The sequence below is a fragment of the Methylobacterium sp. WL1 genome, assembly GCF_008000895.1.
Classification (GTDB): Bacteria; Pseudomonadota; Alphaproteobacteria; order Rhizobiales; family Beijerinckiaceae; genus Methylobacterium.
On sequence record NZ_CP042823.1, the window covers coordinates 3,662,346 to 3,686,879 of the forward strand.

The 24,534-nt window shown below is 69.2% G+C and carries 28 protein-coding genes and 1 pseudogene; 16 read left to right on the plus strand and 13 right to left on the minus strand.

Annotation, left to right across the window (positions count from 1 at the left end; genetic code table 11):
* Positions 1-74 precede the first annotated feature (74 nt).
* The 4 genes from nadC to FVA80_RS17765 form a co-directional block, all read right to left on the minus strand.
* Positions 75-947, minus strand: coding sequence for a carboxylating nicotinate-nucleotide diphosphorylase (gene nadC, locus FVA80_RS17750; protein ID WP_147906243.1), 873 nt, complete (start codon positions 945-947; stop codon positions 75-77).
* Complete coding sequence (locus tag FVA80_RS17755) at positions 944-2,467, minus strand: L-aspartate oxidase (protein WP_147906244.1); 1,524 nt, start codon at positions 2,465-2,467, stop codon at positions 944-946. Before FVA80_RS17755 ends, nadC begins: the two co-directional genes overlap by 4 nt.
* Positions 2,468-2,469: 2 nt before the next feature.
* Entirely contained in the window at positions 2,470-3,480 is a 1,011-nt protein-coding gene (nadA, locus tag FVA80_RS17760) for a quinolinate synthase NadA (protein ID WP_147906245.1), read from the minus strand.
* 139 nt (positions 3,481-3,619) lie between these two features.
* Positions 3,620-4,450 (minus strand): aldo/keto reductase, encoded by an 831-nt coding sequence (locus FVA80_RS17765; protein ID WP_147906246.1) that lies wholly within the window; start codon positions 4,448-4,450, stop codon positions 3,620-3,622.
* Positions 4,451-4,654: 204 nt separating this feature from the next.
* Between FVA80_RS17765 and paoA the strand changes: the two genes are divergently transcribed.
* The 4 genes and pseudogenes from paoA to FVA80_RS17785 all read left to right on the plus strand — a co-directional run bounded on the left by paoA (position 4,655) and on the right by FVA80_RS17785 (position 10,180).
* A complete protein-coding gene (gene paoA, locus FVA80_RS17770; RefSeq protein WP_147906247.1) occupies positions 4,655-5,308 on the plus strand; it encodes an aldehyde dehydrogenase iron-sulfur subunit PaoA in 654 nt (217 codons plus the stop codon).
* 10 nt (positions 5,309-5,318) lie between these two features.
* Entirely contained in the window at positions 5,319-6,293 is a 975-nt protein-coding gene (locus FVA80_RS17775) for a xanthine dehydrogenase family protein subunit M (RefSeq protein WP_147906248.1), read from the plus strand.
* Positions 6,294-6,316: 23 nt separating this feature from the next.
* The gene (locus tag FVA80_RS17780) at positions 6,317-8,539 is read left to right on the plus strand and encodes a xanthine dehydrogenase family protein molybdopterin-binding subunit (RefSeq protein ID WP_147906249.1); all 2,223 of its coding nucleotides are present in this window, start codon (positions 6,317-6,319) and stop codon (positions 8,537-8,539) included.
* A 94-nt stretch (positions 8,540-8,633) separates the two neighbouring features.
* Positions 8,634-10,180 (plus strand): annotated as a pseudogene (locus FVA80_RS17785) (AMP-binding protein).
* A gap of 109 nt (positions 10,181-10,289) precedes the next feature.
* Here the strand turns inward: FVA80_RS17785 and mgtE are convergent.
* Complete coding sequence (gene mgtE, locus FVA80_RS17790; RefSeq protein ID WP_147906251.1) at positions 10,290-11,660, minus strand: magnesium transporter; 1,371 nt, start codon at positions 11,658-11,660, stop codon at positions 10,290-10,292.
* Between the two features lie 433 nt (positions 11,661-12,093).
* Between mgtE and pqqA (FVA80_RS17795) the strand changes: the two genes are divergently transcribed.
* Positions 12,094-12,183 carry a pyrroloquinoline quinone precursor peptide PqqA gene (gene pqqA / locus FVA80_RS17795; RefSeq protein WP_007559223.1) on the plus strand — a complete coding sequence of 30 codons (90 nt, stop codon included), beginning with the start codon at positions 12,094-12,096 and terminating at the stop codon, positions 12,181-12,183.
* 81 nt (positions 12,184-12,264) lie between these two features.
* Entirely contained in the window at positions 12,265-12,354 is a 90-nt protein-coding gene (gene pqqA / locus FVA80_RS17800; protein ID WP_007559223.1) for a pyrroloquinoline quinone precursor peptide PqqA, read from the plus strand.
* 497 nt (positions 12,355-12,851) lie between these two features.
* Here the strand turns inward: pqqA (FVA80_RS17800) and FVA80_RS30595 are convergent, their stop codons facing one another.
* From FVA80_RS30595 to FVA80_RS17815, 4 genes are all read right to left on the minus strand, one after another.
* Complete coding sequence (locus FVA80_RS30595; protein WP_187193395.1) at positions 12,852-12,992, minus strand: hypothetical protein; 141 nt, start codon at positions 12,990-12,992, stop codon at positions 12,852-12,854.
* A gap of 88 nt (positions 12,993-13,080) precedes the next feature.
* Entirely contained in the window at positions 13,081-13,395 is a 315-nt protein-coding gene (locus tag FVA80_RS17805) for a hypothetical protein (protein ID WP_147906298.1), read from the minus strand.
* 170 nt (positions 13,396-13,565) lie between these two features.
* The gene (locus tag FVA80_RS17810) at positions 13,566-14,075 is read right to left on the minus strand and encodes a metallophosphoesterase (protein ID WP_147906252.1); all 510 of its coding nucleotides are present in this window, start codon (positions 14,073-14,075) and stop codon (positions 13,566-13,568) included.
* A 133-nt stretch (positions 14,076-14,208) separates the two neighbouring features.
* A complete protein-coding gene (locus FVA80_RS17815) occupies positions 14,209-14,787 on the minus strand; it encodes a type 1 glutamine amidotransferase domain-containing protein (protein ID WP_147906253.1) in 579 nt (192 codons plus the stop codon).
* Positions 14,788-14,931: 144 nt separating this feature from the next.
* On the opposite strand from FVA80_RS17815, the gene FVA80_RS17820 reads away from it, so the two are divergent.
* Positions 14,932-15,135 (plus strand): hypothetical protein, encoded by a 204-nt coding sequence (locus FVA80_RS17820; protein WP_147854656.1) that lies wholly within the window; start codon positions 14,932-14,934, stop codon positions 15,133-15,135.
* 15 nt (positions 15,136-15,150) lie between these two features.
* Here FVA80_RS17820 and FVA80_RS17825 read toward each other — a convergent pair whose 3' ends face one another.
* On the minus strand, positions 15,151-15,540 hold the full coding sequence (locus FVA80_RS17825; protein ID WP_147854655.1) for a hypothetical protein: 390 nt from the start codon (positions 15,538-15,540) through the stop codon (positions 15,151-15,153).
* 316 nt (positions 15,541-15,856) lie between these two features.
* On the opposite strand from FVA80_RS17825, the gene FVA80_RS17830 reads away from it, so the two are divergent.
* Together FVA80_RS17830 and FVA80_RS17835 are read left to right on the plus strand one after the other, a co-directional pair.
* Positions 15,857-16,066 carry a cold-shock protein gene (locus tag FVA80_RS17830; RefSeq protein WP_007565868.1) on the plus strand — a complete coding sequence of 70 codons (210 nt, stop codon included), beginning with the start codon at positions 15,857-15,859 and terminating at the stop codon, positions 16,064-16,066.
* Between the two features lie 157 nt (positions 16,067-16,223).
* Positions 16,224-16,460: an AsnC family transcriptional regulator gene (locus tag FVA80_RS17835; protein WP_147906254.1), complete on the plus strand. Its 237-nt coding sequence runs from the start codon at positions 16,224-16,226 to the stop codon at positions 16,458-16,460.
* 231 nt (positions 16,461-16,691) lie between these two features.
* Here the strand turns inward: FVA80_RS17835 and FVA80_RS17840 are convergent, their stop codons facing one another.
* Positions 16,692-17,507 (minus strand): 3'(2'),5'-bisphosphate nucleotidase CysQ, encoded by an 816-nt coding sequence (locus FVA80_RS17840; protein WP_147906255.1) that lies wholly within the window; start codon positions 17,505-17,507, stop codon positions 16,692-16,694.
* 422 nt (positions 17,508-17,929) lie between these two features.
* On the opposite strand from FVA80_RS17840, the gene FVA80_RS17845 reads away from it, so the two are divergent.
* On the plus strand, positions 17,930-18,397 hold the full coding sequence (locus tag FVA80_RS17845; RefSeq protein ID WP_147906256.1) for a DUF6101 family protein: 468 nt from the start codon (positions 17,930-17,932) through the stop codon (positions 18,395-18,397).
* A gap of 15 nt (positions 18,398-18,412) precedes the next feature.
* On the opposite strand, the gene ubiA is transcribed toward FVA80_RS17845, so the two are convergent.
* The gene (gene ubiA, locus FVA80_RS17850; protein ID WP_147906257.1) at positions 18,413-19,360 is read right to left on the minus strand and encodes a 4-hydroxybenzoate octaprenyltransferase; all 948 of its coding nucleotides are present in this window, start codon (positions 19,358-19,360) and stop codon (positions 18,413-18,415) included.
* An 82-nt stretch (positions 19,361-19,442) separates the two neighbouring features.
* Positions 19,443-19,913: a hypothetical protein gene (locus tag FVA80_RS17855; RefSeq protein ID WP_147906258.1), complete on the minus strand. Its 471-nt coding sequence runs from the start codon at positions 19,911-19,913 to the stop codon at positions 19,443-19,445.
* A 230-nt stretch (positions 19,914-20,143) separates the two neighbouring features.
* Between FVA80_RS17855 and FVA80_RS17860 the strand changes: the two genes are divergently transcribed.
* The 6 genes from FVA80_RS17860 to FVA80_RS17885 all read left to right on the plus strand — a co-directional run bounded on the left by FVA80_RS17860 (position 20,144) and on the right by FVA80_RS17885 (position 24,521).
* Positions 20,144-20,896: a 16S rRNA (uracil(1498)-N(3))-methyltransferase gene (locus FVA80_RS17860; protein WP_147906259.1), complete on the plus strand. Its 753-nt coding sequence runs from the start codon at positions 20,144-20,146 to the stop codon at positions 20,894-20,896.
* A gap of 304 nt (positions 20,897-21,200) precedes the next feature.
* Positions 21,201-22,568 (plus strand): glutamate--cysteine ligase, encoded by a 1,368-nt coding sequence (locus tag FVA80_RS17865; protein WP_147906260.1) that lies wholly within the window; start codon positions 21,201-21,203, stop codon positions 22,566-22,568.
* Positions 22,569-22,671: 103 nt separating this feature from the next.
* Positions 22,672-23,064 carry a hypothetical protein gene (locus FVA80_RS17870; protein WP_147906261.1) on the plus strand — a complete coding sequence of 131 codons (393 nt, stop codon included), beginning with the start codon at positions 22,672-22,674 and terminating at the stop codon, positions 23,062-23,064.
* Positions 23,065-23,390: 326 nt separating this feature from the next.
* Positions 23,391-23,612, plus strand: a complete 222-nt coding sequence (locus FVA80_RS17875; protein WP_246692010.1) for a hypothetical protein — start codon at positions 23,391-23,393, stop codon at positions 23,610-23,612.
* 46 nt (positions 23,613-23,658) lie between these two features.
* Positions 23,659-23,916: a sulfurtransferase TusA family protein gene (locus tag FVA80_RS17880; protein ID WP_246692011.1), complete on the plus strand. Its 258-nt coding sequence runs from the start codon at positions 23,659-23,661 to the stop codon at positions 23,914-23,916.
* A 38-nt stretch (positions 23,917-23,954) separates the two neighbouring features.
* Positions 23,955-24,521: an NUDIX hydrolase gene (locus FVA80_RS17885; protein ID WP_147855938.1), complete on the plus strand. Its 567-nt coding sequence runs from the start codon at positions 23,955-23,957 to the stop codon at positions 24,519-24,521.
* The last annotated feature ends 13 nt before the right edge of the window (positions 24,522-24,534 follow it).

Consider the following 24,534-nt stretch of genomic DNA (forward strand, 5'->3'; position numbering starts at 1 on the left):
GTCACCCAAACGTGATGACGGCCGCATGAAGCGCGCGGCCCCCTCCCCCGCACATCGGGAGAGGGTTCTGTCGATCAGGCGGCGTCCAGCCCCAGGTCGATGATCGCCGCCGAGTGGGTGATCCAGCCGCAGGAGATCAGGTCCACGCCCGAGGCCGCGACCGCGCCCACGGTCTCGCGGGTGATGCGGCCGGAGGCTTCCGAGAGGGCACGGCCGTCGATCATCGCCACGGCGCGGGTCAGCAGGTCGGGGCCCATATTGTCGAGGAGGACCGCATCCACGCCGACCGAGAGGGCTTCCTCGAGCTGCTCCAGGCTATCGACCTCGCACTCGATTTTCACGAGGTGGCCGGCCCGTGCGCGGGCCCGCTGGATCGCCGGCACGATGCCGCCGGCCACCGCCACGTGGTTGTCCTTGATCAAAACCGCATCGTCGAGGCCGAAGCGGTGGTTCGAACCACCCCCGGCCCGCACGGCGTGCTTCTCCAGCGCGCGCAGGCCCGGCGTCGTCTTGCGGGTGCAGACGATCGAGGCCTTGCCGTGCGGGCGAGCCGCCTCCACGAGGCCGTTCGTCGCCGTCGCGACCCCCGACATCCGGCAGAGCAGGTTCAGGGCGACGCGCTCGGCGGTCAGGATCGCCCGGGCCGGGCCGTCGAGGCGCAACACCACGTCGCCGGGCGCGACCCGGGCCCCGTCGCCGCGCTCGACCGTCACGGTCACGGCCGGGTCGATGAGCGCGAACGCGATCGCGGCGGCGTCGGTGCCGGAGATTACCCCGTCCTGGCGGGACGCGATGACGCCGCGCATCCGCTCGCCGGGCGGCACGATCGCGTCGGTGGTAATGTCGCCGGCCCGGCCGAGATCCTCGATCAGGGCGGCACGCACCACCGGCTCCACCAGGAGCCGCGGCAAGGGCAGGATCTCTTCCGTCAGGACCGATTGCGTCATGATGCCAACTCCGTCCCGGCGGTCGTGGTTTCGCGGTACTCGGCTTTCAGCGTGGCGAGCGTCGTGTCCGTGTGGGCTGCCGGGGCGACATGCGGAAAGTCGCTGCGCCAGTGGGCGCCGCGGCTCTCCCGGCGGGTGAGCGCTCCGCGGGCGATCATCAGCGCCACCAGGGAGGCGTCGCAGGTCTCGCTGTGAGCTTCGAGCGTGGCGACCGCCTGCTCGAGGCCGGCGGCATCGCGGACCACGCCGACCTGGGCCTCCATGAGCCTGCGGATCGACGACAGATCCGCGACCGAACGGGGAGTTATCGTCTCGGGTGCGACCGCGCCTGGAAGCGGCACGTCGAGGGCGTCGGCGATGAAGCCGGCATAGGCGAGCCCTTCCAGCAGGGAATTGCTGGCGAGCCGGTTCGCACCGTGGAGGCCCGTGGAGGAGACCTCGCCGCAGGCATAGAGGCCCGGCACCGACGTGGCTCCATGCGCATCCACCTTCACGCCGCCCATGTGGTAGTGCGCCGCCGGGCGGACCGGGATCGGCTGAACGGCGGGATCGATGCCGGCGGCGGCACACAGGCCGGCCACCGTCGGGAACCGCTTCGGCATCGCGGCCCCGAGGGCGCCGCGGGCATCGAGATAGACCGTGCGGCCGCGTTGGAGCGCCTGGAAGATGCCCCGGGCAACCACGTCGCGCGGGGCGAGGTCGCCGCCGGTGATTCCGGCCATGACCGCTTCGCCGGCCCCGTCGATCAGCCGGGCGCCCTCCCCGCGCAACGCCTCGGTGGCCAGCGGCATCGGATCGGCCCCGGCCGCGATCGCGGTGGGGTGGAACTGCACGAACTCCATGTCGCGCATCACCGCCCCCGCCCGCGCGGCCAGCGCGAGCCCCCCGCCGACGGCGCCGGGCGGGTTCGTGGTCGCCGCGTAGAGGGCGCCGACGCCGCCGGTGGCCAGCACCACGGCGCGCGCCAAGATGCGGAACCGGGCGCCGTCGCGCTCGGCCACGATGCCGGCGACCGCGCCGCGCGTGTCCCGCAGCAGGTCGCAGGCACGGGCTTCGACCACCTCCACAGACGACGTGGCCAGGACAGCGCGGACCAATCCTTCGAGGACGCGGGCCCCGGTGGCATCACCGCCCGAGCGGACGATGCGGCGGCGGCCATGCGCCGCCTCCAGGCCGAGCGCCAGGGCGCCATCCTCGGTGCGATCGAACGGGACGCCGATCCGCACCAGCCAGTCGATCAGCCCCGGGCCCGCCTGGGCGACCCGGAGCGCCACGTCGGGCTCGGTCAGCCCGGCGCCCGCGGCTACGGTATCGGCGGCGTGGAGAGACGCCGCGTCGTCGGCGCCGACCGAGGCGGCGATGCCGCCCTGGGCCCAGCCGGTAGCGGTGCCGAGGCCCAGGGCCGAAGCGGTGATCAGCGTCACGGGGCGCGGCGCGAGCCGCAACGCGACGCTGAGGCCGGCGACGCCGCCGCCGACCACGACGATGCGGTCGGCCATGTTGGGAGTGACGGCGTTCATCGTCAGCGCACCAGCAGCATGCGCTCGACCGCCGCCCGGGCGCGGTCGGCCAAGGCGGGATCGACGGTAACCTCGTGGGTCAACGTCTCCAGGGCCCTGCGGATGTTGCTCAGGCTCATCCGCTTCATGTGCGGGCACATGTTGCAGGGCTTGATGAACTCGATGTCCGGGTTTGCCGCCGCGATGTTGTCGGCCATGGAGCACTCGGTCACCAGGACGACCTGGCTCGGGCGCTTCTGCAGCACGAAATCCATCATCATCGCGGTGGAACCGGAGAAGTCCGATTCGGCCACGACGTCGGGCGGACATTCCGGGTGCGCGATCACCGTGACGCCGGGATAGCTGTCCCGCACGTCGCGGATGTCGGCGGGCGTGAAGCGCTCGTGCACCTCGCAATGGCCAGCCCAGGTCAGGATTTCGACCTCGGGAACCTCGGCCTGGACGTTCTGGGCCAGGAACTCGTCCGGGATCATCAGGACCCGGGGCGCGTTCAGCGACCGCACGACGGCCACGGCGTTGCCGCTCGTGCAGCACAGGTCCGATTCGGCCTTCACGGCGGCCGACGTGTTCACGTAGGTCACGATCGGCACGCCCGGGTATTTGGCCCGCAGGCCGCGCACGTCGGCGGCCGTGATCGAATCGGCCAGCGAGCAGCCCGCGCCCATGTCGGGGATCAGTACGGTCTTGCTCGGGTTCAGGAGCTTGGCGGTCTCGGCCATGAAGTGCACGCCGGCCAACACGATCACGTCGGCATCGACATTCACCGCCTCGCGCGCCAGCGCCAGGCTGTCGCCGACGATGTCGGCCACCGTGTGGAAGATCTCCGGCGCCTGGTAATTGTGCGCCAGGATCACCGCGTTGCGCTCGCGCTTCAGCCGCAGGATCGCCTCGATATCGGGGGCGAGCGCCGGCCATTCGATTGCTGGAACGTGACGGCTGACACGGGCGTAGAGTTCCGGCAGCGGCAGGCCTGGAACCAACGTACGGGAGACGGGTGACACGGTCGCCGTCATGGCGTCCTCCATTATGCTCAGTTTGAGCATTGTGCCGTCTAACTTATGGGCGCCGCACCCGTCTGTCTAGATATGCTAGCCTTGAGCATAAATCTTTTGCGGCGCAGTGTTATGCGGCGGCGCAAAAGGGCCCGTGCGCTCAGCAGAAGGTCGCGGGATCGGGCCCGATCCGTCCGTCGGGCCGGTCGAGGGCGGCGATCTGGGTCATCTCCTGATCGCTGAGCGCAAAGTCGAACACCGAAACGTTCTCGACGATGCGCTCGGGTCGGGCGGTCTTCGGGATCGCGACGCAGCCGATCTGCACCTGCCAGCGCAGCACCACCTGGGCCGGGCTCCTGCCGTGCGCCTGGGCGATGGCGACGATGACCGGGTCGTTCAGCTCCTTGCCCTGGCCGAGCGGGCTCCACGACTCGGTGACGATCGTGTGCCGGGCATCATCGGCGCGGGGCTCCTTCCGCTGGAAATGCGGGTGGAGTTCGATCTGGTTGACGGCTGGCGCGACGCCGGTCTCGCCGATCAACGTGACGATGTGCTCCGGGGTGAAGTTCGAAACCCCGATCGACTTCGCGCGGCCTTCGTCGCGCAGCTGGATCATGGTCCGCCAGCTCTCCACGAACAGGCGCCGCTGCGGACAGGGCCAATGGATCAGGTAGAGGTCGACATAATCCTGGCCGAGACGCTTGAGGCTCTCGTCGAAGGCCTGCCGCGTCGCATCCCGGCCCTGGCGGTCGTTCCACAGTTTGGTGGTGAGAAACACGTCTTCGCGCGGGACCGACGATGCGCGGATACCACGGCCGACGCCTTCCTCGTTGCCGTAGGCGGCGGCGGTGTCGATCAGGCGATACCCGGCCCTGAGCGCGTGGCCGACGAGATCGGGCGCCTGTGACTCCGATAATTGCCAGCATCCGAAGCCGATCTGCGGGATGCGACGCCCGTCGTTGAGGGGCAAGGTCGGGATTGTGACGGCCATACTGAGCACTCCGGACGAGGTGTTGCGCCCGCGTCACCTGGATCGAGCCGAGGGATCGACCAGGGTTGAAATCTGACGCCCCGGGGAATGGCCGCGGTGAAGGGGCGCAGTCTGGACCGGATCTAATTTACGGACGCTGACGTTGGGACACTGAATTCCAGGCTGCGCTTCGCCGTGAGCGTCGCGCATGGGCGGGATAGCAGCATGACAGACGACACTCCGACGAAGCCGTTCGCTCTCACGCGGCGTGCTGTCGTGGAAGGCTGCGCCGCAGCCGGGGCATTCGGCGCCCTCGGCTTCCGGCCGGCGGCCGCCGCGACTGCGGCCCCCGGCGATCCGGCCGCGCAGACGATGCCTGTGCGCCTCACGATCAACGGCGAGGCGCGCGACTTGGTCCTGGACACGCGCACGACCCTGCTCGACGCCCTGCGCGAGCACCTGGCCCTCACCGGCACCAAGAAGGGCTGTGACCATGGTCAGTGTGGTGCCTGCACGGTGCTGGTGGATGGCCGGAGGATCAATTCCTGCCTGACGCTCGCAGCGATGCACGACGGTGACGCGGTCACGACGATCGAGGGACTGGCGACCGGGGACACGCTCCATCCGATGCAGGCCGCCTTCATCGCGCATGATGGCTTCCAGTGCGGCTATTGCACGCCCGGCCAGATCTGCTCCTCGGTGGGCATGCTGAGCGAGGCGAAGGCCGGATGGCCCAGCCACGTCACCGAAGACGTCGCGTCCACCCCGAGCCTCAGCAACGACGAGATCCGGGAGCGGATGAGCGGCAACATCTGCCGCTGCAGTGCCTATCCGAACATCGTCGCGGCGATCCGCGATACCGCCGCCAGCAACCTCTGAGGGGGCGGACATGAAGGCTTTCACGTACGAGCGTCCGGCCACCGTGCAGGACGCAGCCAAGCTTGCGGCCGAGCGGCCGAACGCGAAGTTCATCGCGGGCGGCACCAATCTGCTCGACCTGATGAAGCTTCAGATCGAGACCCCGGCGACGCTGATCGACGTCAACCGGCTGCCCCTCGACAAAGTCGAAGCGACGCCGGAGGGCGGCCTGCGCATCGGCGCACTGGTGCGCAACGCCGACCTCGCCGCGGACGTGCGCGTGCGCAAGGATTACGCAGTTCTGGCGAAGGCCCTGCTGGCCGGCGCCTCGGGCCAGCTGCGCAACAAGGCGACCACCGCCGGCAACCTGCTGCAGCGTACGCGCTGCTATTATTTCTACGACACCGCGATGCCCTGCAACAAGCGCGAGCCCGGCTCCGGCTGCTCCGCGATCGGCGGGTTCAACCGGATCATGGCCGTGCTGGGCGCCAGCGAGGCCTGCATCGCCACCAACCCGTCCGACATGAATGTCGCGATGCGGGCGCTGGATGCCTCCATCGAGACCATGGATCCGGCCGGGCAGGCGCGGAACATCCCGATCGCCGACTTCCACCGGCTGCCGGGCGACACGCCGCAGGTTGAGACCGACCTGCGCAAGGGCGAGATCATCACCGCGGTGACGCTGCCGAAGCCGGTGGCCGGTCAGCACATCTACCGCAAGGTCCGCGACCGGGCGTCCTACGCCTTCGCGACCGTGTCGGTGGCCGCGATCATCACGGGTGCCGAGGGCGGTAAGCCGACTGCGGCGCGACTCGCTTTCGGCGGCCTGGCGCACAAGCCCTGGCGCGTGGCCGAGGCCGAGGAGGTGCTGGTACGGACCGGCTCCGCCGATGCCGCCGCCGACGCGGTGCTGAAGGGCGCCCGCGGCTACGGCGCCAACGACTTCAAGATCCCGCTGACGCGGCGGACCCTGCGCGCCGTCATGGCGCAGGCGACCCGCGCGTAGAGAACCCGGCAAGGACAAGTCCCATGGAGATGAACCAGCCGATCGGCCGGACGCCCCTCGACGACCGTCCCGACGGCCTCGTCGGTAAACCGCTGGACCGGGTCGACGGACCGCTGAAGGTCACTGGGCACGCGCCCTACGCCTACGAGACCAGGGCGCTCAAGAACCCCGCCTACGGTTACATCGTCCCGGCGACCATCGCGGCCGGCACGATCCGGGCGATCGACGCCGAGGCCGCGCGCCGAGCCCCGGGGACGATCCTGGTCCTGACCCACGAGAACGTGCCGGAGCAGGGTGAGAAGAAGGAGCAGGTCTGGCCGCAGCTCCAGGGCACCGACATCAAGTTCTACGGGCAGCCCGTGGCGTTCGTGGTCGCTGAGACCTTCGAGCAGGCCCGGGCCGCCGCCATGCTGGTCAAGGTCCGCTACGATGCGGCCAAGCCCAAGGCGCTGCTGAAGGACAACATGGCGGCGGCCTACGAGCCGAAGCCGGTCAACTCGCCCCCGGACTCGAAGCTCGGCGATTTCGATGCCGCCTTCGTGGCGGCACCCGTGAAGCTCGACGTGGAATACACCACGCCGCCGCAGATCCACGCCCAGATGGAGCCGCACGCCACGATCGCCTCCTGGGAGGATGACGGCGTGGTGCTGCACACCGCCAACCAGATGCCGAACCGCGGCCAGAAGGCCCTCGGCTCGGTGCTCAAGCTGCCGCCCGAGAAGGTGCGGATCGTCAGCCCGTATATTGGCGGCGGCTTCGGTGCCAAGCTGCAGGTGCAGCCCGAGGCGACCCTGGCGATCCTGGCCTCCAAGGTGATCCGTCGGCCCGTGAAGGTCGCGATGACCCGGCAGCAGGAATTCCACGTCGCGACCCACCGCACGGACACGATCCAGCGGATTCGCCTGGGAGCCGACAAGGACGGACGTCTCTCGGCGATCGGGCACGAATCCTGGTCCGACACCGCCGAGGGCGACGGCTTCTTCGAGACCTCCGCCAACGTCACCCGCTCGCTCTACGCGGCGCAGAACCGGGTGACGCGCCATCGGCTCGTCAACCTGAACATGCCGATCGCCTCGGCCATGCGCGCGCCGGGTGAGGCCGTGGGGCAGCTCGCCTTCGAATGCGCCATGGACGAGTTGGCCGAGCACCTGAAGATCGACCCCGTCGAGCTGCGGGTGCGCAACGAGCCCGCCGAGGACCCCGAGAAGAAGGTGCCGTTCTCGACCCGCCAGCTCGTGCCCTGCATGCGCGAGGGCGCCCGCCTGTTCGGCTGGGACAAGCGGCAGGCGGCGGGCAGCCGGCGCGAGGGCAACTGGCTCGTCGGCATGGGCATGTCGGCCGCCGCCAGGCTCAACCCGCTGATGCCGTCCTCGGCCAAGGTGCGGCTTGGGCCCGACGGGGTGCTGGTCGTCCGCATGGCCATGACCGATCCCGGCACCGGCACCTACACGATCCTCACGCAGATCGCCGGCGAGATGCTGGGGCTTCCGGTCGAGCGTGTCCGGGTCGAGATGGGCGATACCGACTTCCCGTTCGCGTCCGGCTCGGGAGGCTCGTTCGGGGCCGGATCGGCCGGATCCGCGCTCTACGTCGCCTGCGACAACCTCCGGCAGGCGCTGCTGAAGGCGGGCGACCTGAACCCGGAGGGCGCGACCTTCCGGGACGGCGCCGTGACTTCGGGCAACCGCACGGACTCGCTGAAAGACCTCGCGGGCACCGGCCTGGAGGCCTCCGGCGAGATCAAGCCGGGGGAGATGAAGCAGAAATTTTCACAGTACTCCTACGGCGCACACTTCGCGGAAGTCGGCGTCGATGCCGATACCGGGGAGATCAGGCTTCGCAGGATGCTGGGCGTCTTCACCGGCGGGCGCATCCTCAATGCGAAGACGGCGCGAAGTCAGGCGATCGGCGGCATGACCTTCGGCGTTGGCGCGGCGTTGATGGAGGATGCGGTGGTGGATTCCCGCTACAGCTTCTTCGTCAACCACGACTTGGCCGAGTACCACGTACCCGTCCACGCCGATGTGCCGGTGATCGACGCGGTGTTCCTGCCCGAACTGGACGCCAAGACGAACCCGCTGAAGAGCAAAGGTCTCGGCGAGCTCGGTATCTGCGGCGCCGGGGCGGCCCTCGCCAACGCGATCCACAATGCCACCGGCATCCGGATCCGCGCGTATCCCATGACCCTCGACAAGGTGCTCGAGGGGTTCGAGGAGCAGGAGGGTCAGGCCCAACGCCGGACCTGACGCGCTCCGCATCGGCGCTGTCCTCACCCGAGGTTGACGGGCGGCGCGCCGATGCGGGACACCCGGGCAAAACCCAAGATGCGGGGAACGCCCTTTGTCCGACGCCCTCCGGCTCCATGATCATCGCCATCCCCCGGCCCGCTTCAACGCGGCCCGGTACTGCCTGGCGGAGAATGCGCGGCTGCGCCCAGACAAGACCGCGCTGGTGCTGGTCGGCGACGGCACCGCGAGCCGGCTCAGCTTCGGCGATGTCGACCGCGCGGTGCGCAGCATCGCGGCGGGGCTGCTCGGGCTCGGGCTGACGCCCGGCGACCGGGTGATGATCCGGATGGGCAACGAGGCCGATTACGTCCTGATCTACTTCGGCGCCCTAGCGGCCGGCCTGGTGGCCCTGCCGTCCTCGCCCCAGCTGACCGAGGGCGAAGCCGAATTCCTGATGGAGAATTCCGGCGCCCGGGCGATCGTGGTCGGCGGCGGCTGCGCGGTGCCGCCCGCGGCCCTGGGCAGCCGCATCCTGCTCGACGCCGCCGCGATCACCGCCCTGAAGGGCACCGCCCCGCTTCCGGACTACGCCGACACCGCCGCAGACGACCCGGCGATGCTGATCTACACCTCCGGCACGACCAGCCGGCCCAAGGGGGTGCTCCATGCCCACAGGGCCGCCCATGGCCGCTGGCCCATGGTCGAGCACTGGATCGGGCTCGGCGAGTCCGACGTGATGCTGCATGCCGGCACCATGAACTGGACCTACACGCTGGGCGTCGGCCTGAGCGATCCGTGGTCGGTGGGCGCCACCGCGGTGCTCTACAACGGCCCCCGCGACCCGTCGGTCTGGCCGCGCCTGATCGCGGAATACCGCGCCACCCTGTTCGCGGCGGTCCCGACCCTCTACCGCCAGATCCTGAAGTACGGCGCCCTCGAAAGCCACGACCTGTCGAGCCTGCGCCACGGCTGCACCGCCGGCGAGCCGCTGTCGATCGAGCTGCTCGAGGCCTGGACCCGCGCCACCGGCAAGCCCCTCTACGAGGCGCTCGGGATGAGCGAGATCTCGACCTACATCTCCAGCGGGCCCACCATCCCGGTGCGCTCCGGCTCCCCGGGCCGGCCGCAGCCCGGCCGGCGCGTCGCGATCCTCCCCGGTGGAGGGGGGAGCCCGTGCCGCTGCCCGCCGGCGAGACCGGCCTCCTGGCGGTCCACCGCTCGGAGCCCGCGCTGATGCTCGGCTATTGGAACCGCCCCGACGAGGAAGCCGAGGTGATGCGCGGCGACTGGTTCGTCGGCGGTGACCTCGCCCGGCTCGATGCCGACGGCTACGTCTGGTTCGAGGGCCGCAACAACGACCTGATGAAGGCGATGGGCTATCGGGTCTCGCCGAACGAGGTCGAGGTCGTGCTCTCGGCCCACCCGTCCGTGGCGGAAGTCGGGGTGGCCGAGCTGCCGGTGCGCGCCGATGTCTCGGTGATCTGCGGCTTCGTGGTGCTTCAGCCCGGTGCCGAACCCGACGCCGAGGCCCTGCTCGCGTGGTGCGAGGCCCGGCTTGCCGCCTACAAGCGGCCGCGGGAGATCCGGTTCCTGGACGCGCTGCCCCGAACGGCCAACGGCAAGGTGCAGCGCAAGCGGCTGGCCGAGGCCATGGGGTGAAGCGGCCTCTTCAAACCTCTCCGCGGAAGGAGAGCTCCGAGGAATACATCCGGAGCGCTCCGGACATCCGCCCTGTCATTCCCGGCCGGAAGCAACCGCAAACGCGCCCCTACAGCAGCGTCCCCCGCAGGATCAGCAGCGCCACGGAGAAGTAGATCACCAGCCCGGTCACATCGACCAGCGTGGCCACGAACGGGGCCGAGGCGGTGGCGGGGTCGAAGCCGATCCGTTGCAGAATGAACGGCAGCATCGAGCCGGCGAGCGAGCCGAACATCACAATCCCGATCAGGGCCGAACCCACCGTGGCGGCCACCAGCGGCCAATGCTCGCCGTAATCGTAGAGGCCGAGCTTCTGCCAGGCCACGATCCGGATCACTGCGATGACCCCCAGGATGCTGCCCAGCACGATGCCGGTGGGCAGCTCGCGTAGCGCCACCCGCCACCAGTCGCCGAGGCGGATCTGGTGCAGGGCGAGTGCCCGGATCAGCAGAGAGGTCGCCTGCGAGCCGGAATTGCCGCCCGAGCTCATGATCAGCGGGATGAACAGGGTCAGGACGATCGCCTTCTCCAGTTCGCCCTCAAAACCCTGCATCGCCGAGGCGGTGAGCATTTCGGAGAGGAACAGCGCGCATAGCCAGCCGGCGCGCTTCCGGATCATCGTGAAGAAGCCGATATCCATATAGGGCTCGGGCAGCGCCTCCATGCCGCCGAAGCGCTGCACGTCCTGGGTCTGCTTCTCGACCATGGCGTCGATCATGTCGTCCACCGTGACAATGCCGATCAGGTGCCCGACCGCGTCGACCACGGGCAGCGCCAGCAGGTCGTATTTCGAGATCAGCCGGGCGGCCTCCTCGCGACTCGCCGTGGGCGACACCGCCAGCGGCCGCCGCCCCGGGGCGACGCTGAGCACGTTGTCGCTCGGGTCGCCCGAGATCAGGCGGCGCAGGGGTACCGCCTTGGTCAGCGCCCGGGTGCGCGGATCGAGCACGAAGATCGCGTAGATGGTCTCGCGGGTCTTCTCGACGTGGCGGATGTGCTCCAGCGTCTGGCCCACCGTCCAGGTGCCCGGCACCGTGACGAACTCGGTGGTCATCAGCGAGCCGACCGTCTCCTCGCCGTAGGCCGACAGCCGATCGACGGCGCCGCGGGTCTCGGCGTCGAGGCGGGCGCGCAGGTCGGAACGGCCGGGTTCCTCGATCTCCCGGAACACGTCCGTGACCCGGTCGGCCGACATGCCCGAAAGGTAGGCCGCCACCCGGTCGCGCGGCAGCATCTCGATGATGTCGGCGGCCATATCGAGTTCAGGCTGGTCCAGCACCTCGATCGCCCGATCCATCGGCAGGCCAAGGATGATCGCGGCAGCGACCTCGGGGGCCTCGTCGTTCAATGCTTCGACGATGTCGGGGGCGCGCTCGTCCGAGAGGCGTGCGGCCAGCACGGAGGGGTCGACGCGCGCGTCGATGGGGGCGATCTCGTTCATGGCCTCGCCTCGCGGATGACGAGACGGCGCGCCGCCGGTCTTGCTGGTTGAGGGCCGCGACCGGCGGCCAACGCCGCTCACCCCGCGGCCGGGCCTCTCAGCGGCTCAGGCGGGATGACGGCGCGTCGCCGGGCACGGCAGGCACGATCGGTCTGGCACGTCGCTTCGCTGTCGATGCTGAAAGGGAGCGCGGGCCACCCGCATGGAGGCCCGACGCGGCTGCCTCGTGCCCCTACGGGAATAGTCCGTCAAGCCGAAACCACTGCGTGTTCCCAGTTCGCTTTCACGATCGCGCCGGGGCGTGGCCGAGAAGCCGCGACGGCACCCGCGCCCTACGCCCCAGCTCCCTATGAGAAATATAAGTGTTGTGCTCGCTTGTATTGCGCCCAAGATATTGCCTATATGGATCTCAGCAACAACGAGGAGAAACGCCATGGCTTGGTCCGCCCCCATCGTGTCTGAGATCTGCGTCGGCATGGAAGTCACCAGCTACGAGTCGGCCGAGATCGACACCTTCAACTGAGCAGGCCCTACCCTGGGTTGGCTCTGCGACCCGGGGAGTTAGGCCTTGTTCGTCCCATCATTTCCATTTTGGAGTCATATCATGGCTTGGTCCGCCCCCATCGTGTCCGAAATCTGCGTCGGCATGGAAGTCACCAGCTACGAGTCGGCTGAGATCGACACATTCAACTAAGACGTCTATCGTTCGACAGAACGAAGGAAGGCGCCGCTTCAATCGAAGCGGCGCCTTTTTCATGCGCAACACACGGTCAGGATGCCGGATACCGGTTTGTCGGACATCAGGCCGCCTGATCTTCAGCTTGCGCGGCAGCTTTAAAGACCGGCTCCACCCGCCAAAGCGGCAGCGGATCCTGTACTGCTCCGATGAAGCTGGCGCGCGATAAACCGGAACGGCAACGCCAGTGGTGGTTCGAATCCATTACGCGCGGTGCAGCACAACAGTCGCACAAGTAGCGCCCATGCCCGCTCAAGGGCGCATGACCGTCTGTACTGACGCCCAACTAGGCAGATATTACGTGTGACAACAGAGATATGAGGGTTTCACAGAACCAACCCCAAATCTGTTCGTCCCGTCGATCAAGTGCAGCGTGATGCGGCTGCCACCGCACTCAGCCCTTGTGTCGACGCACTCGCGCACGCCGAACCAGTACCCACTTCCGCGGCGAGCGCTCAGAGAGTGCCGATCAGGACCAGCAGCATCGTCGTAGCGACGGTCGTGCTGATGAAGCCGCAGAGGGCAGCTGCGAAGGATGGTCCGGTGCGGTTGGCGGTGGGCGCCTGGAGGTCGGACGACAGCAGGGCGGTGGTCATCGGCGCATAACCTTGTCGGCGACGTGCGTCGCTCGTGTCGGGATGATGCTGCAGGGCCTGAACGTATGCGGTGCGTGAACGCACCCGATCAGTCGCAGCGGTTGATCTTCTTGGCGATGCGGAGACCGCGCAGCTCGCTGCGCAGGTCAATGGCCACCACGCCCTCGCCGCAGCGCTCGAAGGCGTCACGGGCGTCGTCGTAGCGGTCGCCGACCTCGTCCAGCGTATCGCAGACGCGGTCATGGTTCCCCAGCCGCGCCTCCTGGCGCGCCTGGAAGCGGAGGGCGCTGGCCTCGTCCACCTTGCGCTGAGCGTCGAGGCATGCCGGCAGGGCCAGCACCGCGTTGCTCAGAGCGAGGAGAGACAGACCCCCGACCAACGCCGACTTGGCGAGGCCGGACAGGGTGGAGAAGCCGGTCTTGGGAGAGGCCGAACGGATACGCACGGGATCACTCACGGAACGGTCAATTCGGTAGCCCCGCAGGCGGGGCGCCGGGTTTCTCTGGAGCGGATCAAGTCCGCCCCCTCTCTGTCCGCTGAAACGGTGAAGCTGGCGTGAAGGTTCCGACCGGATTACGCCTTCCGACGGAGCCGTGAGGTGAGGATTGCGGAGAGTCCCACCGGGGCCGGCCCCATCGGGTCGACGCCGACATCGTACTGCTTCGGCATCGGCTTGAGCTTGCCGTGGCTGTGGCCGTGCAGGTTGAGGGCACCCCGGCCCATCCCGTTCCAGGTCCGGAACGCGTAGTGGCACAGCACCACCATCCGGTCGTCGACCACGCGTTCGGCGTAATGGCGCACCGAGGCCCAACCGGGTGCTGCGAGGGTGTCGGGGCCGTCGTTGTTGCCCACGATCAGGTGCTTTTCGCCGTTGAGCCCGTCGAGGATCTCGCGGATCCGCGCACCGCTCGGGCCGAGGGCGAAGTCCCCGAGGTGCCAGACTGTGTCGCCGGGCGCGACCGCGGCGTTCCAGGCGGCGATCAGGCCGGCATCGTGGGCGTCCAGATCCGGGTAGGGCCTGTGGTCGAACCGCAGGGCGCGCAGGTCGCCGAAATGGGTATCGCCCGTGAAGAAGGTGGCCACCTGTGCGATCCCTCAGCGTTCGTCCCGATGTCCATACGACCGACCATGGCGATGGCCATCGGAAACCGCATCGGGTGCGGCCGACCCCGCGTTCACGCCGCGGGATCGGCAGGACCTGCGCCGTGCGAAATCCTCAGGCCGCCAGCTGCCGGGTGCCGTGGCCGCCTTCCTGGATCTCCTCGACGATCTTCGCGCAGAAGGCATCGAGGTCGCCTGGGTTGCGGCTGGTGACGACGCCTTGGTCGGTCACGACCTCCCGGTCGTGCCAGCGGCCGCCGGCGTTGATCACGTCGGTTCGGATGGACGCGAACGAGGTCATGTCGCGGCCCTTGGCCGCGCCGGCCTCGATCAGCAGCCACGGCGCGTGACAGATGGCGGCGACCACCTTGCCGGAGGTGAAAAAGCTCCGGATCACCTCAAGCGCCTTGGGCTCGAGCCTCAGCTTGTCGGGATTGATCTGGCCGCCCGGAAGCACCAGGGCGTCGTAGTCGGCGGGATCGACGCGCTCGAGATCAATGTCGACCGCGACCTCCTTGCCCCAGTCGGTCTTGTCCCAGCCGCGGATCGTGCCCTTGCTCTCGCGCGATTGCGGTGCGGACACCGCGACCGAGGCGCCAGCGTCGGCCAGCTTGGCTTGCGGAACGGTCAGTTCGCTCTCCTCGAAGCCGTCCGTTGCGAGGATCAGGATCTTGGCCTGGCGGATATCGGGCATGGCGAGCCTCCTTCTGGGGGTTTGCCCGGACAACCGAGGTCGATTGGCCGTGTTCCGATGGCGGCGGATCGCGAGGCCGTCGCCTGGAACCGCCGGAGAATCGGCCCGTTGGTCCGGCATCTCGAAAACCAACAGGAGACCGCCATGGCTAATCCAGGCCTCCCCGAGCCTACGCCCGGCGATCTGCCGCCTCCGCCGCCTACGCCCGATGAGGAGCCGGATATCGGTCCGACCGGGCCGCGCTCGCCCTATCCCGTGAACGATCCCGGCATCGGCGAGCCGGGCGGGCCGGGCTCGGAGCCCGATGTCTTCCCGGGTGCGCCCACCGACCCGGGAACCCGGATGTAATCGACCCGGATGTGATCAATGGCCGCCGTGTGAGGTGCGTACGTCGCGCGGCGCGCTGAGGATCTCGGAGAGGCTCGTCACCACGTGGCGGGCCTCTTCGTCCGTCAGGCGCAGCTGGAACGGCGGCAACGCGCCCGCCTGGAGCGCAACGACAGCCTGGCCCTCCTCGTCGGTGCCGATCTCGATCGCCGAGGATGTCACGTCCAGCATGGCGATCTCCTCGTCGCCCAGGCCATCGCCCAGGTCCGGCTCGTCCGTGTCGTCGATGGCCGTGAGAAGCTGGCCGACGGCGCGCACCAGCGCGCGCGCGGCGCGGGCATCCATCACCACCGCCGTCGCCTGATCGTCCTTCTGAAAGGACAGCTGGATGTTCGCACCGTCCAGCGAGACCGAAATGCCTGCCATGTATCGCCCGGGAGCCTCGCGCCTTAACTGCCTGTCCGCGTTCCGTATATGCATCGGGCCCGGCGGAAATCCCAGGGGGCGTCACGCCGCCGCGCCGGCCCAGTCGCGGCCTGCGACGCAGAAGTTGTGCCCGAAACGCCTTGTTGCCGCCGCAGCCAACGCCTAAATAGAGCCCCGGGGGGCTTACCCACCGAGACCGGTGCTTTTTAACGCCCAGCGTCTCGCGCCCTGCCACACTGGCCAACCCAGCAAGACCGTGGTGCATCGCGCGGCTTTTTCGCCGTGCGCATGGCCTATGGACGATGAGGTATCCTACGTGAACACCGGCACTGTGAAGTGGTATAACGAGACCAAGGGCTACGGCTTCATCCAGCCCGATGACGGCGGCAAGGACGTTTTCGTTCACATCTCCGCTGTAGAGCGGGCTGGGATGCGCAACTTGGTCGAGGGCCAGCGGCTCTCGTACGAGATCCTGACGGACAAGCGCAGCGGCAAGGACGCCGCCGGCAACCTTCAGGCGGCCTGAACCCCAGCGGGTTCTTACCGGCCGCGCGGCGGCTCCCCCTTCCGACGCTTCCATCCGGGCGAGACCGCTCGGTCGAGGGGGCGTCGGAGGCAACCAGCAGAAACGACGCCGGGCGCACACAGACGTTCGGTCCAGAAAAGAAAAGACACACGCGATAATGATGTTCGAATACACGCGGCGCCGCGGCGTCCGCTCTCCCGTCACCGATGCATCGACTTTCCGGGTCGGTCGGCTGGCACGGGCCAATTCCGCGAATGAGGCCAAGACCGATCTGAGCAACTTGATCGATCGGTCCTACAATTATCACTCCCCCCGCGAACTGCGCTGGCATCTGGCCGAGCGTCTGGGGCTGGCCCCCAACGCTGTGGTCATCCGCGAGGCGGCGGCGGCCTGAGGGCCGACGTTCCTCAGCGGATCTGCCAGGCACGCCTGACGTACAGGGCCGTGTTCGATCTCGGATCGAACGCGGCTTCTTACGTGCGATAGGTCGTGCAGCGGCGCTGCTCCTCTCGCGCCGTCGCTTTCCCCGTCGCATGCAGCGCTTTGACTGCCGGTTCGGATCACCGTCCACGAACGTGCCGGGTGTCCGGGAAAGGGGTCGCGCCCGGTGCGGGTTGGTTCGACCTTATCGGTCCCAGGCCGCCAGGACCGGGTCGCGCAGCACGACCGGCGTGGCCAGCAATTCGCCGTGGACGGGGTCCGGCCGATTATAGGTGGTCGCCTCGCCCTTGAGGTCGCAGACCGTTCCGCCCGCCTCGCGCAGGATCAGGTCGGCCGCGGCGATGTCCCAGTCGCGGGCATTGCCGGAGATCAGCCCGACATCGACCGAGCCTTCCGCGACCCGGGCGAGCCGCAGGGCGAGTGATGGGATGCGGTCGATCCGCTCGAAATCGACGCCGGCGCCGGCCCCGCGCGACAGCCGGTCGAGCATCGGCTTGGGGCCGGTGATGCGCGCGCCCTGAAGCGTCTCCTTGGGATCGACCCGGATCGGCTCGCCGTTGCGGGTCGCGCCGCGTCCGAGAACGGCCTCGTAATCGGCGTTCCCCACCGGGGCGTGGACGAAGCCGATCCGCGGCTGGCCGCCGGCCAGCAGGGCGACCGCGATTGACCAGTCGGGATGCCCGGACAGGAACGCCCGGGTGCCGTCGATCGGATCGACGATCCACACGAGGTCGTGGCCGAGGCGCGCCGGATCGTCCGCGGTCTCCTCGGACAACCACGCGGCCGCGGGCACCAGGGCGCTCAAGCGAATCTTCAGGAAGGTGTCGACCGCGACATCCGCCTCCGTCACCGGAGACCCGCCCGCCTTCGACCAGATCCGCGCGGAGGTCTGTCCGCCCAGCTTGAAGTACGGGCGGGCGATGTCGGCGGCCTCGCGCATGACCGCGCGCAGGTCCGGCATCAGGGCGGAGACGGCCGCGTCGGTGATGGGCTCGGGCATCGCGCTCCGCGGGGCATGCGTCAGGCCCGGGATCGGGCCACATCGGGGCCTCCGCCCGGCAGGTCGGATGAAGTGAGCCGGCTCGGCAGGCGGTGTTGGGTACCGGAAGGCCATGCCGCCCGGTACCGTCCGTTGTAGGGCGCAGCCGGCACGGCCACAAGGATCCGCACTCTGCCCCCTGGATCGATCAAGACCGATCGATCTTCGCAAGGAAGTGTTGAGCATTCAAGGAAGCATTGAGCATTCCTCAAATGACATCCCCGTCCAGAATCGCTTAACGACGGTGATTAAGCTGTGCGGAGGAGTTCGGGTGCGATTTTGCTTGGCATAACGGACGGCCCCGAGCGGGTCGCCACTTGCTCCAGGGACGCGCACAGATGAACACTTCCTCGTTCACGGACGAACGCCGCGAAGGACCTTCGATGGATGCCCGTGGGGCCGCTGCTCTGGCCGATTTCGCCATCGTCGCATCGCCGCTTCCGGTGATCGGCCGCATCTCCGGCGCCCGCAAGGCCGCTGGAATCGCCCTGGCCTACGCCACTGAGGATGCCGAGATCTGCGGCGCCGACCGGTTCAGCCTGATCCTGGTCGATGCCGAGGGCGAGGAGCTGGATCGCCTCGGCTGCTTCGACGAGGACGACGTGGTCGCCGTCTGGCGCGACATCGCCGCCCGGGCCGGGCTGGTCCGCATGATCGTCCGGGAGGACGGTGTCCTGGTGCCGGTCTCCGAGCAGATCGGCCGGCTGATCCTTGGGCGCGTGCGCATCCGCCGCCGGCATGCCGGACTCGGTGCCCGTCGGCCGCGCTTCCTCGCCCGCCGCAAGACCGGCCGTCTGCCGGCCCGGCCGCAGATCTTTCGCGGTGAGAACGAGATCATCGCCCGCACCTGAGACCCCGGCCGGAACTCAGGACAGGCTGCGCACCACAGCGTCCGCCGCGAGGCCCACGAACAGGATCAGGCCGGCGTCCCGGTTCGAGCGGAACAGCGTGAGCGCCCCGCGCCCGTCACGTTCCCGGAACGAGAGGACCTGCCAGGCCAGGTGCCCGGCGAAGGCCGCGACCCCGATCGATCCGACCAGTCCAGCCCCCGCATCCCGGGCCGCCAGCGCCACGAAGGCCGCCGCGAGCGCGTAGCACAGGCCGACGGCCCCCCTCACGTGCCGGCCGAACAGCCGGGCCGAGGAGTGGATCCCGGCCATCTCGTCGTCCTCGATGTCTTGGACCGCGTAGATCGTATCGTAGCCCACCACCCAGCAGATCGTGCCCGCGTAGAGCAGCAGCGCCGGGGCATCGAGCCGGGCGAACAGGGCCGCCCAGCCCATCAGCGCGCCCCACGCGAAGGCCAGCCCCAGCACCGCCTGTGGCATCGGCATCACCCGCTTCATGAACGGATAGATCGCCACCGGGAGAAGGGAGCAGAGCCCGACGATCACGGCCTGCTCGTTGAACTGCAGCAGTACCGCCAGCCCGACCAGCGCCTGAGCCAGCAGGAACAGGGCCGCGTGGCGCGGCCGGATCTGTCCGGAGGGAAGTGGGCGTTGGCGCGTGCGCTCGACCTGCGCGTCGAGGTCGCGGTCGGCGATATCGTTGTAGGTCGAACCCGCCCCGCGCATCGCCACCGCACCCACCAGGAACAGCAGGCAGTGCCAGGGATCGGGAAAGGACAGGTCCGCCTTGATCGCCGCCAGCGCGGAGGACCACCAGCACGGCAGGAGGAGGAGCCACCAGCCGATCGGCCGGTCGATCCGCGCCAGGCGCAGATAGGGCCGCCAGGACCGTGGCGCCGCGCGCTCGACCCAATGTCCGGTGACCGCGTCGGCCGGACGCCCGTCCCCCGCTGCCGTCCCGCTCATCGGTCGGATCTCCGGTCGTCCCACGTACGCATCCCCCCCGCCCCGGAGGGGGTCGCGCCGCCCGCAATCCTCCCGGACGGCTCTACAGCGCGCCTTGCGGCAGCTTGAAGCTGCCGGTCAAGCCCGGTCCACCGAGAAGGCCGCTGCTGGCGCCGTTCTGCGCCTGGGCGCGGGCCTGCGCCTCCATCTTGGTGGCCTGAGCGGCGACGCTGCAGATCTTGGTGCGGATGCCGCTGACCTTCAGGTGGTCGGCCTTGAAGCCTTCGGCGAAGGAATCCGGGATCGAGCACCATTCCTTGTTGGCGGCGATCCACTTGATGCCTTCTGCGCCGTTGGACTGCAGCTTGCCGAACAGCGCGCAGGCCTCCTGCGGGGTCATCTTCTTCTTGCTGTTCGACGCCGCGTTTGCGCGGGAGACCAGCGCCTTGCGCTCGGCCAGGGTCTTCTGGATCGTGCCGCATTCCGGCGCGGCACCCTGCGCGAAGGCCGCCGTTCCGAACAGCAGACCGCCGACGAGCGCCGCCGCCCCCAGACTCAAGCTCCCGTGTGCCATCCTGCGACTCCCTCGACGCCTGCCGGAACCCGCGTGACGCCGGCTCCACTCCGTTCCGTTGGGTTCGCCATAGGAATGTGGCGTCAATCGAGCGGCAAACCGGCGAGGCGTTGCGCGTGTGGGAGAAGCGCCAAAAAGTCGCCCTCGTAACCTTTCGGCAACATGTCGTTGGACGCAGGTCGACGGCGCGGTGCGTTGACAGCCCGGCCGGGCCGCGCGACCACCCGGCCATGCCGGCCTACGACTTCACCGCCCCGCGCCTCCACGTCGAACCGGACCTCGCCGCCGGAACCGTGCTGCCGCTCGACCGCGCCCAGGCGAATTACCTGCTCAACGTCCTGCGTCGGGGACCCGACGATCCCGTGCTGGTGTTCAACGGACGGGACGGCGAGTGGCGCGCGCATTTGGTCCAGACCGGCCGGAAGGGCGCGGACCTCCACGTCGCCGAGCGTACCCGCGCGCAGACGCCACGCGCCGACCTGCACTACCTGTTCGCGCCCTTGAAGAGTGCGCGCCTGGATTACCTGGCCCAGAAGGCCGTGGAGATGGGCGCCGGGACGATTCATCCGGTGATCACGCGCTACACCCAGGGCGAGCGGATCAACATGGACCGCCTGCGTGCCAATGCCGTCGAGGCGGCCGAGCAATGCGGCATCCTGGCGATCCCCGAGTGTTGCGATCCGGACAAGCTCGGCCCCGCGCTTGCGGGCCTGGCGCCCGAGCGGCTGCTGGTGTTCTGCGACGAGGACGCCCCGGTGAGCGACCCGGTGCGGGCGCTCCGGGAGACCGCCGACCCCGCCGCACCGCCGCCGCTGGCCGTTCTGGTCGGGCCGGAGGGCGGTTTCTCCGAGGAGGAGCGGGCGGCGATCCGGGCCCGGCCCAACACCGTGGCCCTCTCGCTGGGTCCGCGCATCCTGCGTGCCGACACGGCCGCGGTCGTGGCGCTGACCCTGGTCCAGGCAGTGCTCGGCGACGCGCGCTGACGTCGCCACCGACCGAGCGCATGTGTGCAGACGCACATCGGAGCGGTGCGGCGCGGGATTGTTCCGTCGAACCGGGTCGAACGGGCGTCCGGGTCCACGGCGCCGCGTTGTCGGTTCCGAGCGCCTCGATTATGTCCCGGAACGGATGTTCGCCCGCGCCGCTCTCCCCAGAGGGCCGGTGCGGGTGTCCGTCCGGACTCCGCCCGCTGGATGGGGCGGGACGAGGTCGAACCGGACGGACACGCTGGAGCAGTCCGGTGCGCTCCCATCCCAGGCATAGTTCACAGGCACGGGCAGGCAGCGCATGGCGCGCGACAGCAACGACAACACGCCGCTCACCACGCGCGCTGAACTGATCGACTGGTTCGCCGCCGGCGAGAAGCCGCGCGCGCGATTCGCCATCGGCACGGAGCACGAGAAGATCCCGTTCTACCGGGAGACCCGTGAGCCCGTGCCGTATGACGGCGAGCGCGGCATCCGCGCCCTGCTGGAGGGGCTCGCCCGCGAGACCGGCTGGGAGCCGATCCTCGACCTCGGCAAGATCATCGGCCTGTCGGCCGAGGAAGGCGGGGCGATCTCGATCGAGCCGGGTGGACAGTTCGAGCTGTCCGGCGCGGCTCTGCCGGACGTGCACGGCACCGCGGCCGAACTCGCCACCCATCTCGCGGCCACGAAGCGTGCGGCCGATCCCCTCGATATCGGCTTCCTCACATTGGGCATGAGCCCGCGCTGGCGCCGGGACGAGACCCCGGTCATGCCCAAGAGCCGCTACAAGATCATGGCCGGCTACATGCCGAAGGTCGGCTCGCTTGGCCTCGACATGATGCTGCGCACCGCCACCGTACAGGTGAATCTCGACTTCGCCTCCGAGGCCGACATGGTGCGCAAGATGCGCGCCTCCCTGGCGCTGCAGCCGGTGGCCACCGCCTTGTTCGCCAACTCGCCGTTCACCGACGGGCGGCCCAACGGCTTCCTGTCCCGCCGCTCGGAGATCTGGCGCGACACCGATCCCAATCGCACCGGCATGCTGCCCTTCGCGTTCGAATCCGGCTTCGGCTACGAGGCCTATGTCGACTGGCTGCTCGACATGCCGATGTACTTCGTCAAGCGCGGCGACATCTATCACGACGTGTCTGGCGCCTCCTTCCGCGACCTGATGGCCGGCAAGCTGGCGCAGCTCCCGGGCGAGTACGCTACGGTCGCAGACTGGGCCAACCACGCCTCCACGGCGTTCCCGGAAGTCCGGCTCAAGCGCTTCCTGGAGATGCGCGGCGCCGATGTCGGCGATCCCGGGATGATCGCCGCCCAGGCCGCGTTCTGGGCCGGCCTGCTCTACGACGAATCGGCCCTCGACGCGGCCCTCGACCTGGTGAAGGGCTGGAGCCCGGCCAACCGCGAGGCCGCCCGGGCGACGGCGCCGCGTCTGGGGCTCGCCACGCCGGTCGCCAACACCACGCTGGGCGCGGTCGCCGCCGAGGCGCTGGCCATCGCCCGCGCGGGTCTGCGCGCCCGGGCCCGCCGCGATGCCGAGGGCCGCGACGAGACCGTCTACCTCCAGCCCCTGGAGGCGATCGTCACGGCGGGGCGCACCCGGGCCGACGACCTGCTGGCCGATTACGAGGGCCGCTGGGGTGCCTGCGTGCGCCCGGCCTTCTCGGAATGCGTGTTCTGAACCGGCAACTCCCGGGACCGTGCGGCCGCACACCGTGGCGCGGAACGAAGTGCGATATCTGACGGTCCTCACGCCGTTGGTTCAGCGCGTGGAGGAAGTGTCCATGTCTCGCATCACCACATCGCTCGTCGCCGGCGCCTCGGCCCTGGCCATGATCGCCGGTTCATTCACCGCCGCTGAGGCGGCTCCCCTTCCGGCGCAGAATTCCGTGCAGGTCGGCGGCCCGAGCACCCAGATCGACACCGTCGGCTGGCGCCGGGGCTATGACGGTGGCGGCTACGGATACCGTCGCGGCTACGGCGGCCGTGTCGCCGGCGCCGTCGCGGCCGGTGCCGCCCTCGGCATCATCGGCGGTGCGCTGGCCGCCAGTGCGGCTCCCCGCTACGGCTATGACAGCGGCTACGGGTATCCGGCCTACGGCTACGCCCCGGTCCGCAGCTACGGCTATCCCGCTTATGGCTACCCAGCTTACGGCTACGACAATTACGGCTGGTAAGCCCAAATTCGAGCCTGCCCCACACTCCCGGTCCAATCGCGGCCGGGAGTTTTTTTGCCGCCTGTCGGACGCGGTCGCCCGAGGCCTGGCCCGCTCTCCGAATCACCTTAAACGGGAGGCGCAAGCTTCGGCCAAGGCCCGCGATGCTAGTCTGTCGCCGGCCATGTGATCGGATCCCCCCGAGGCCGAATCGTCCTCGTCAGGAGACCGACGCCATGACTCGCCACACCGTCGCTCTCGCGGCCGGCGTATTATCCGCCGTGACGGCCGGCGGCGTTTGCTGCGCCGCGGATCTGGGCCCGTATCGTGCCCAACGCGCCGTCCCGGTGGCACGCCCGCACGTGGGCGGCAGGTTCGTCGCCGCGGTCCCGGTCCGTCCGGAATACAGCTATTACGGCGAGTACGGCTATCCGGCGCCGTTCGGTTACGGATACGGCTACGCGCCGACCCCTGGCCGCAGCATGGAATACGGCTATTACGGTCCGACCTACTATGTGTTCGCGCCGGACACGTATCGCGGTCCGGTCTTCGGCTATCACGAGTGGTAGTCAGTCGTCGCGAGCGCGGGTCTCGGTGCGGGATGAGGCCGACCCCGTGCAGGACGACGAACCGGATTGTGTCGAACTCGACCTGACCGGGCTGAAATGCCCGCTCCCGGTCCTGCGCACCCGCAAGGCCCTGCGCGCGCTGGGCACCGGGCGGGTCCTGGTGGTCGTCTGCACGGATCCGATGGCGATGATCGACATCCCGAACCTCGTGCGTGAGGAGGGTGTCCGGCTGGATTCGGCCGAGCGCTGCGGAGATCGCCTGTGTTTCCGCATGACCGCCTCCGCGAAGCCGCCGCATTCCTGAGCGATCCGTCCGTTTCTCAGGGATAGGGTGGAGACGGCATGGCACCACGGATCGGGGGCGTGCGCCTCGTGCACGAGGGTTGGGCCCGCTACCTCGTGGCCGAGGTGATGCAGGACGATGGCACGCGCATCACGCGCGAGATGGAGGATCACGGCCGCGCCGTCGCGGTGCTGCCGTACGATCCGGTCCGGCGCGTGGCGACGCTGGTCTCGCAGTTCCGGGCGCCGGTGCTCTATTCCGGCGGTCCGCCGAGCCATGTCGAGGTGCCGGCAGGGCTGCTCGACGACGGCGCGCCGGAGGACGAGGTTCGGCGCGAGGCCGCCGAGGAGACCGGACTGCGCCTCGGCGCCCTCGACCTCGTGGCCAGCGCCTGGACGATGCCGGGCATCTCGACCGAGCGGATGGACCTGTTCCTGGCCGCCTACGGCGAATCCGACCGTACCGGCGCCGGCGGCGGCCTGGCCGCGGAGGGCGAGGCGGTGGCCGTGCACGAGATCCCACTGCCGGAACTCCTGGCCATGACCCGCCGCGGCGCCCTCACCGACATGAAGTCGCTGCTGCTGCTCTTCGCGCTTCAACTGCGACGGCCGGAGCTGTTTGCGTAGCCGACTGAAGCTC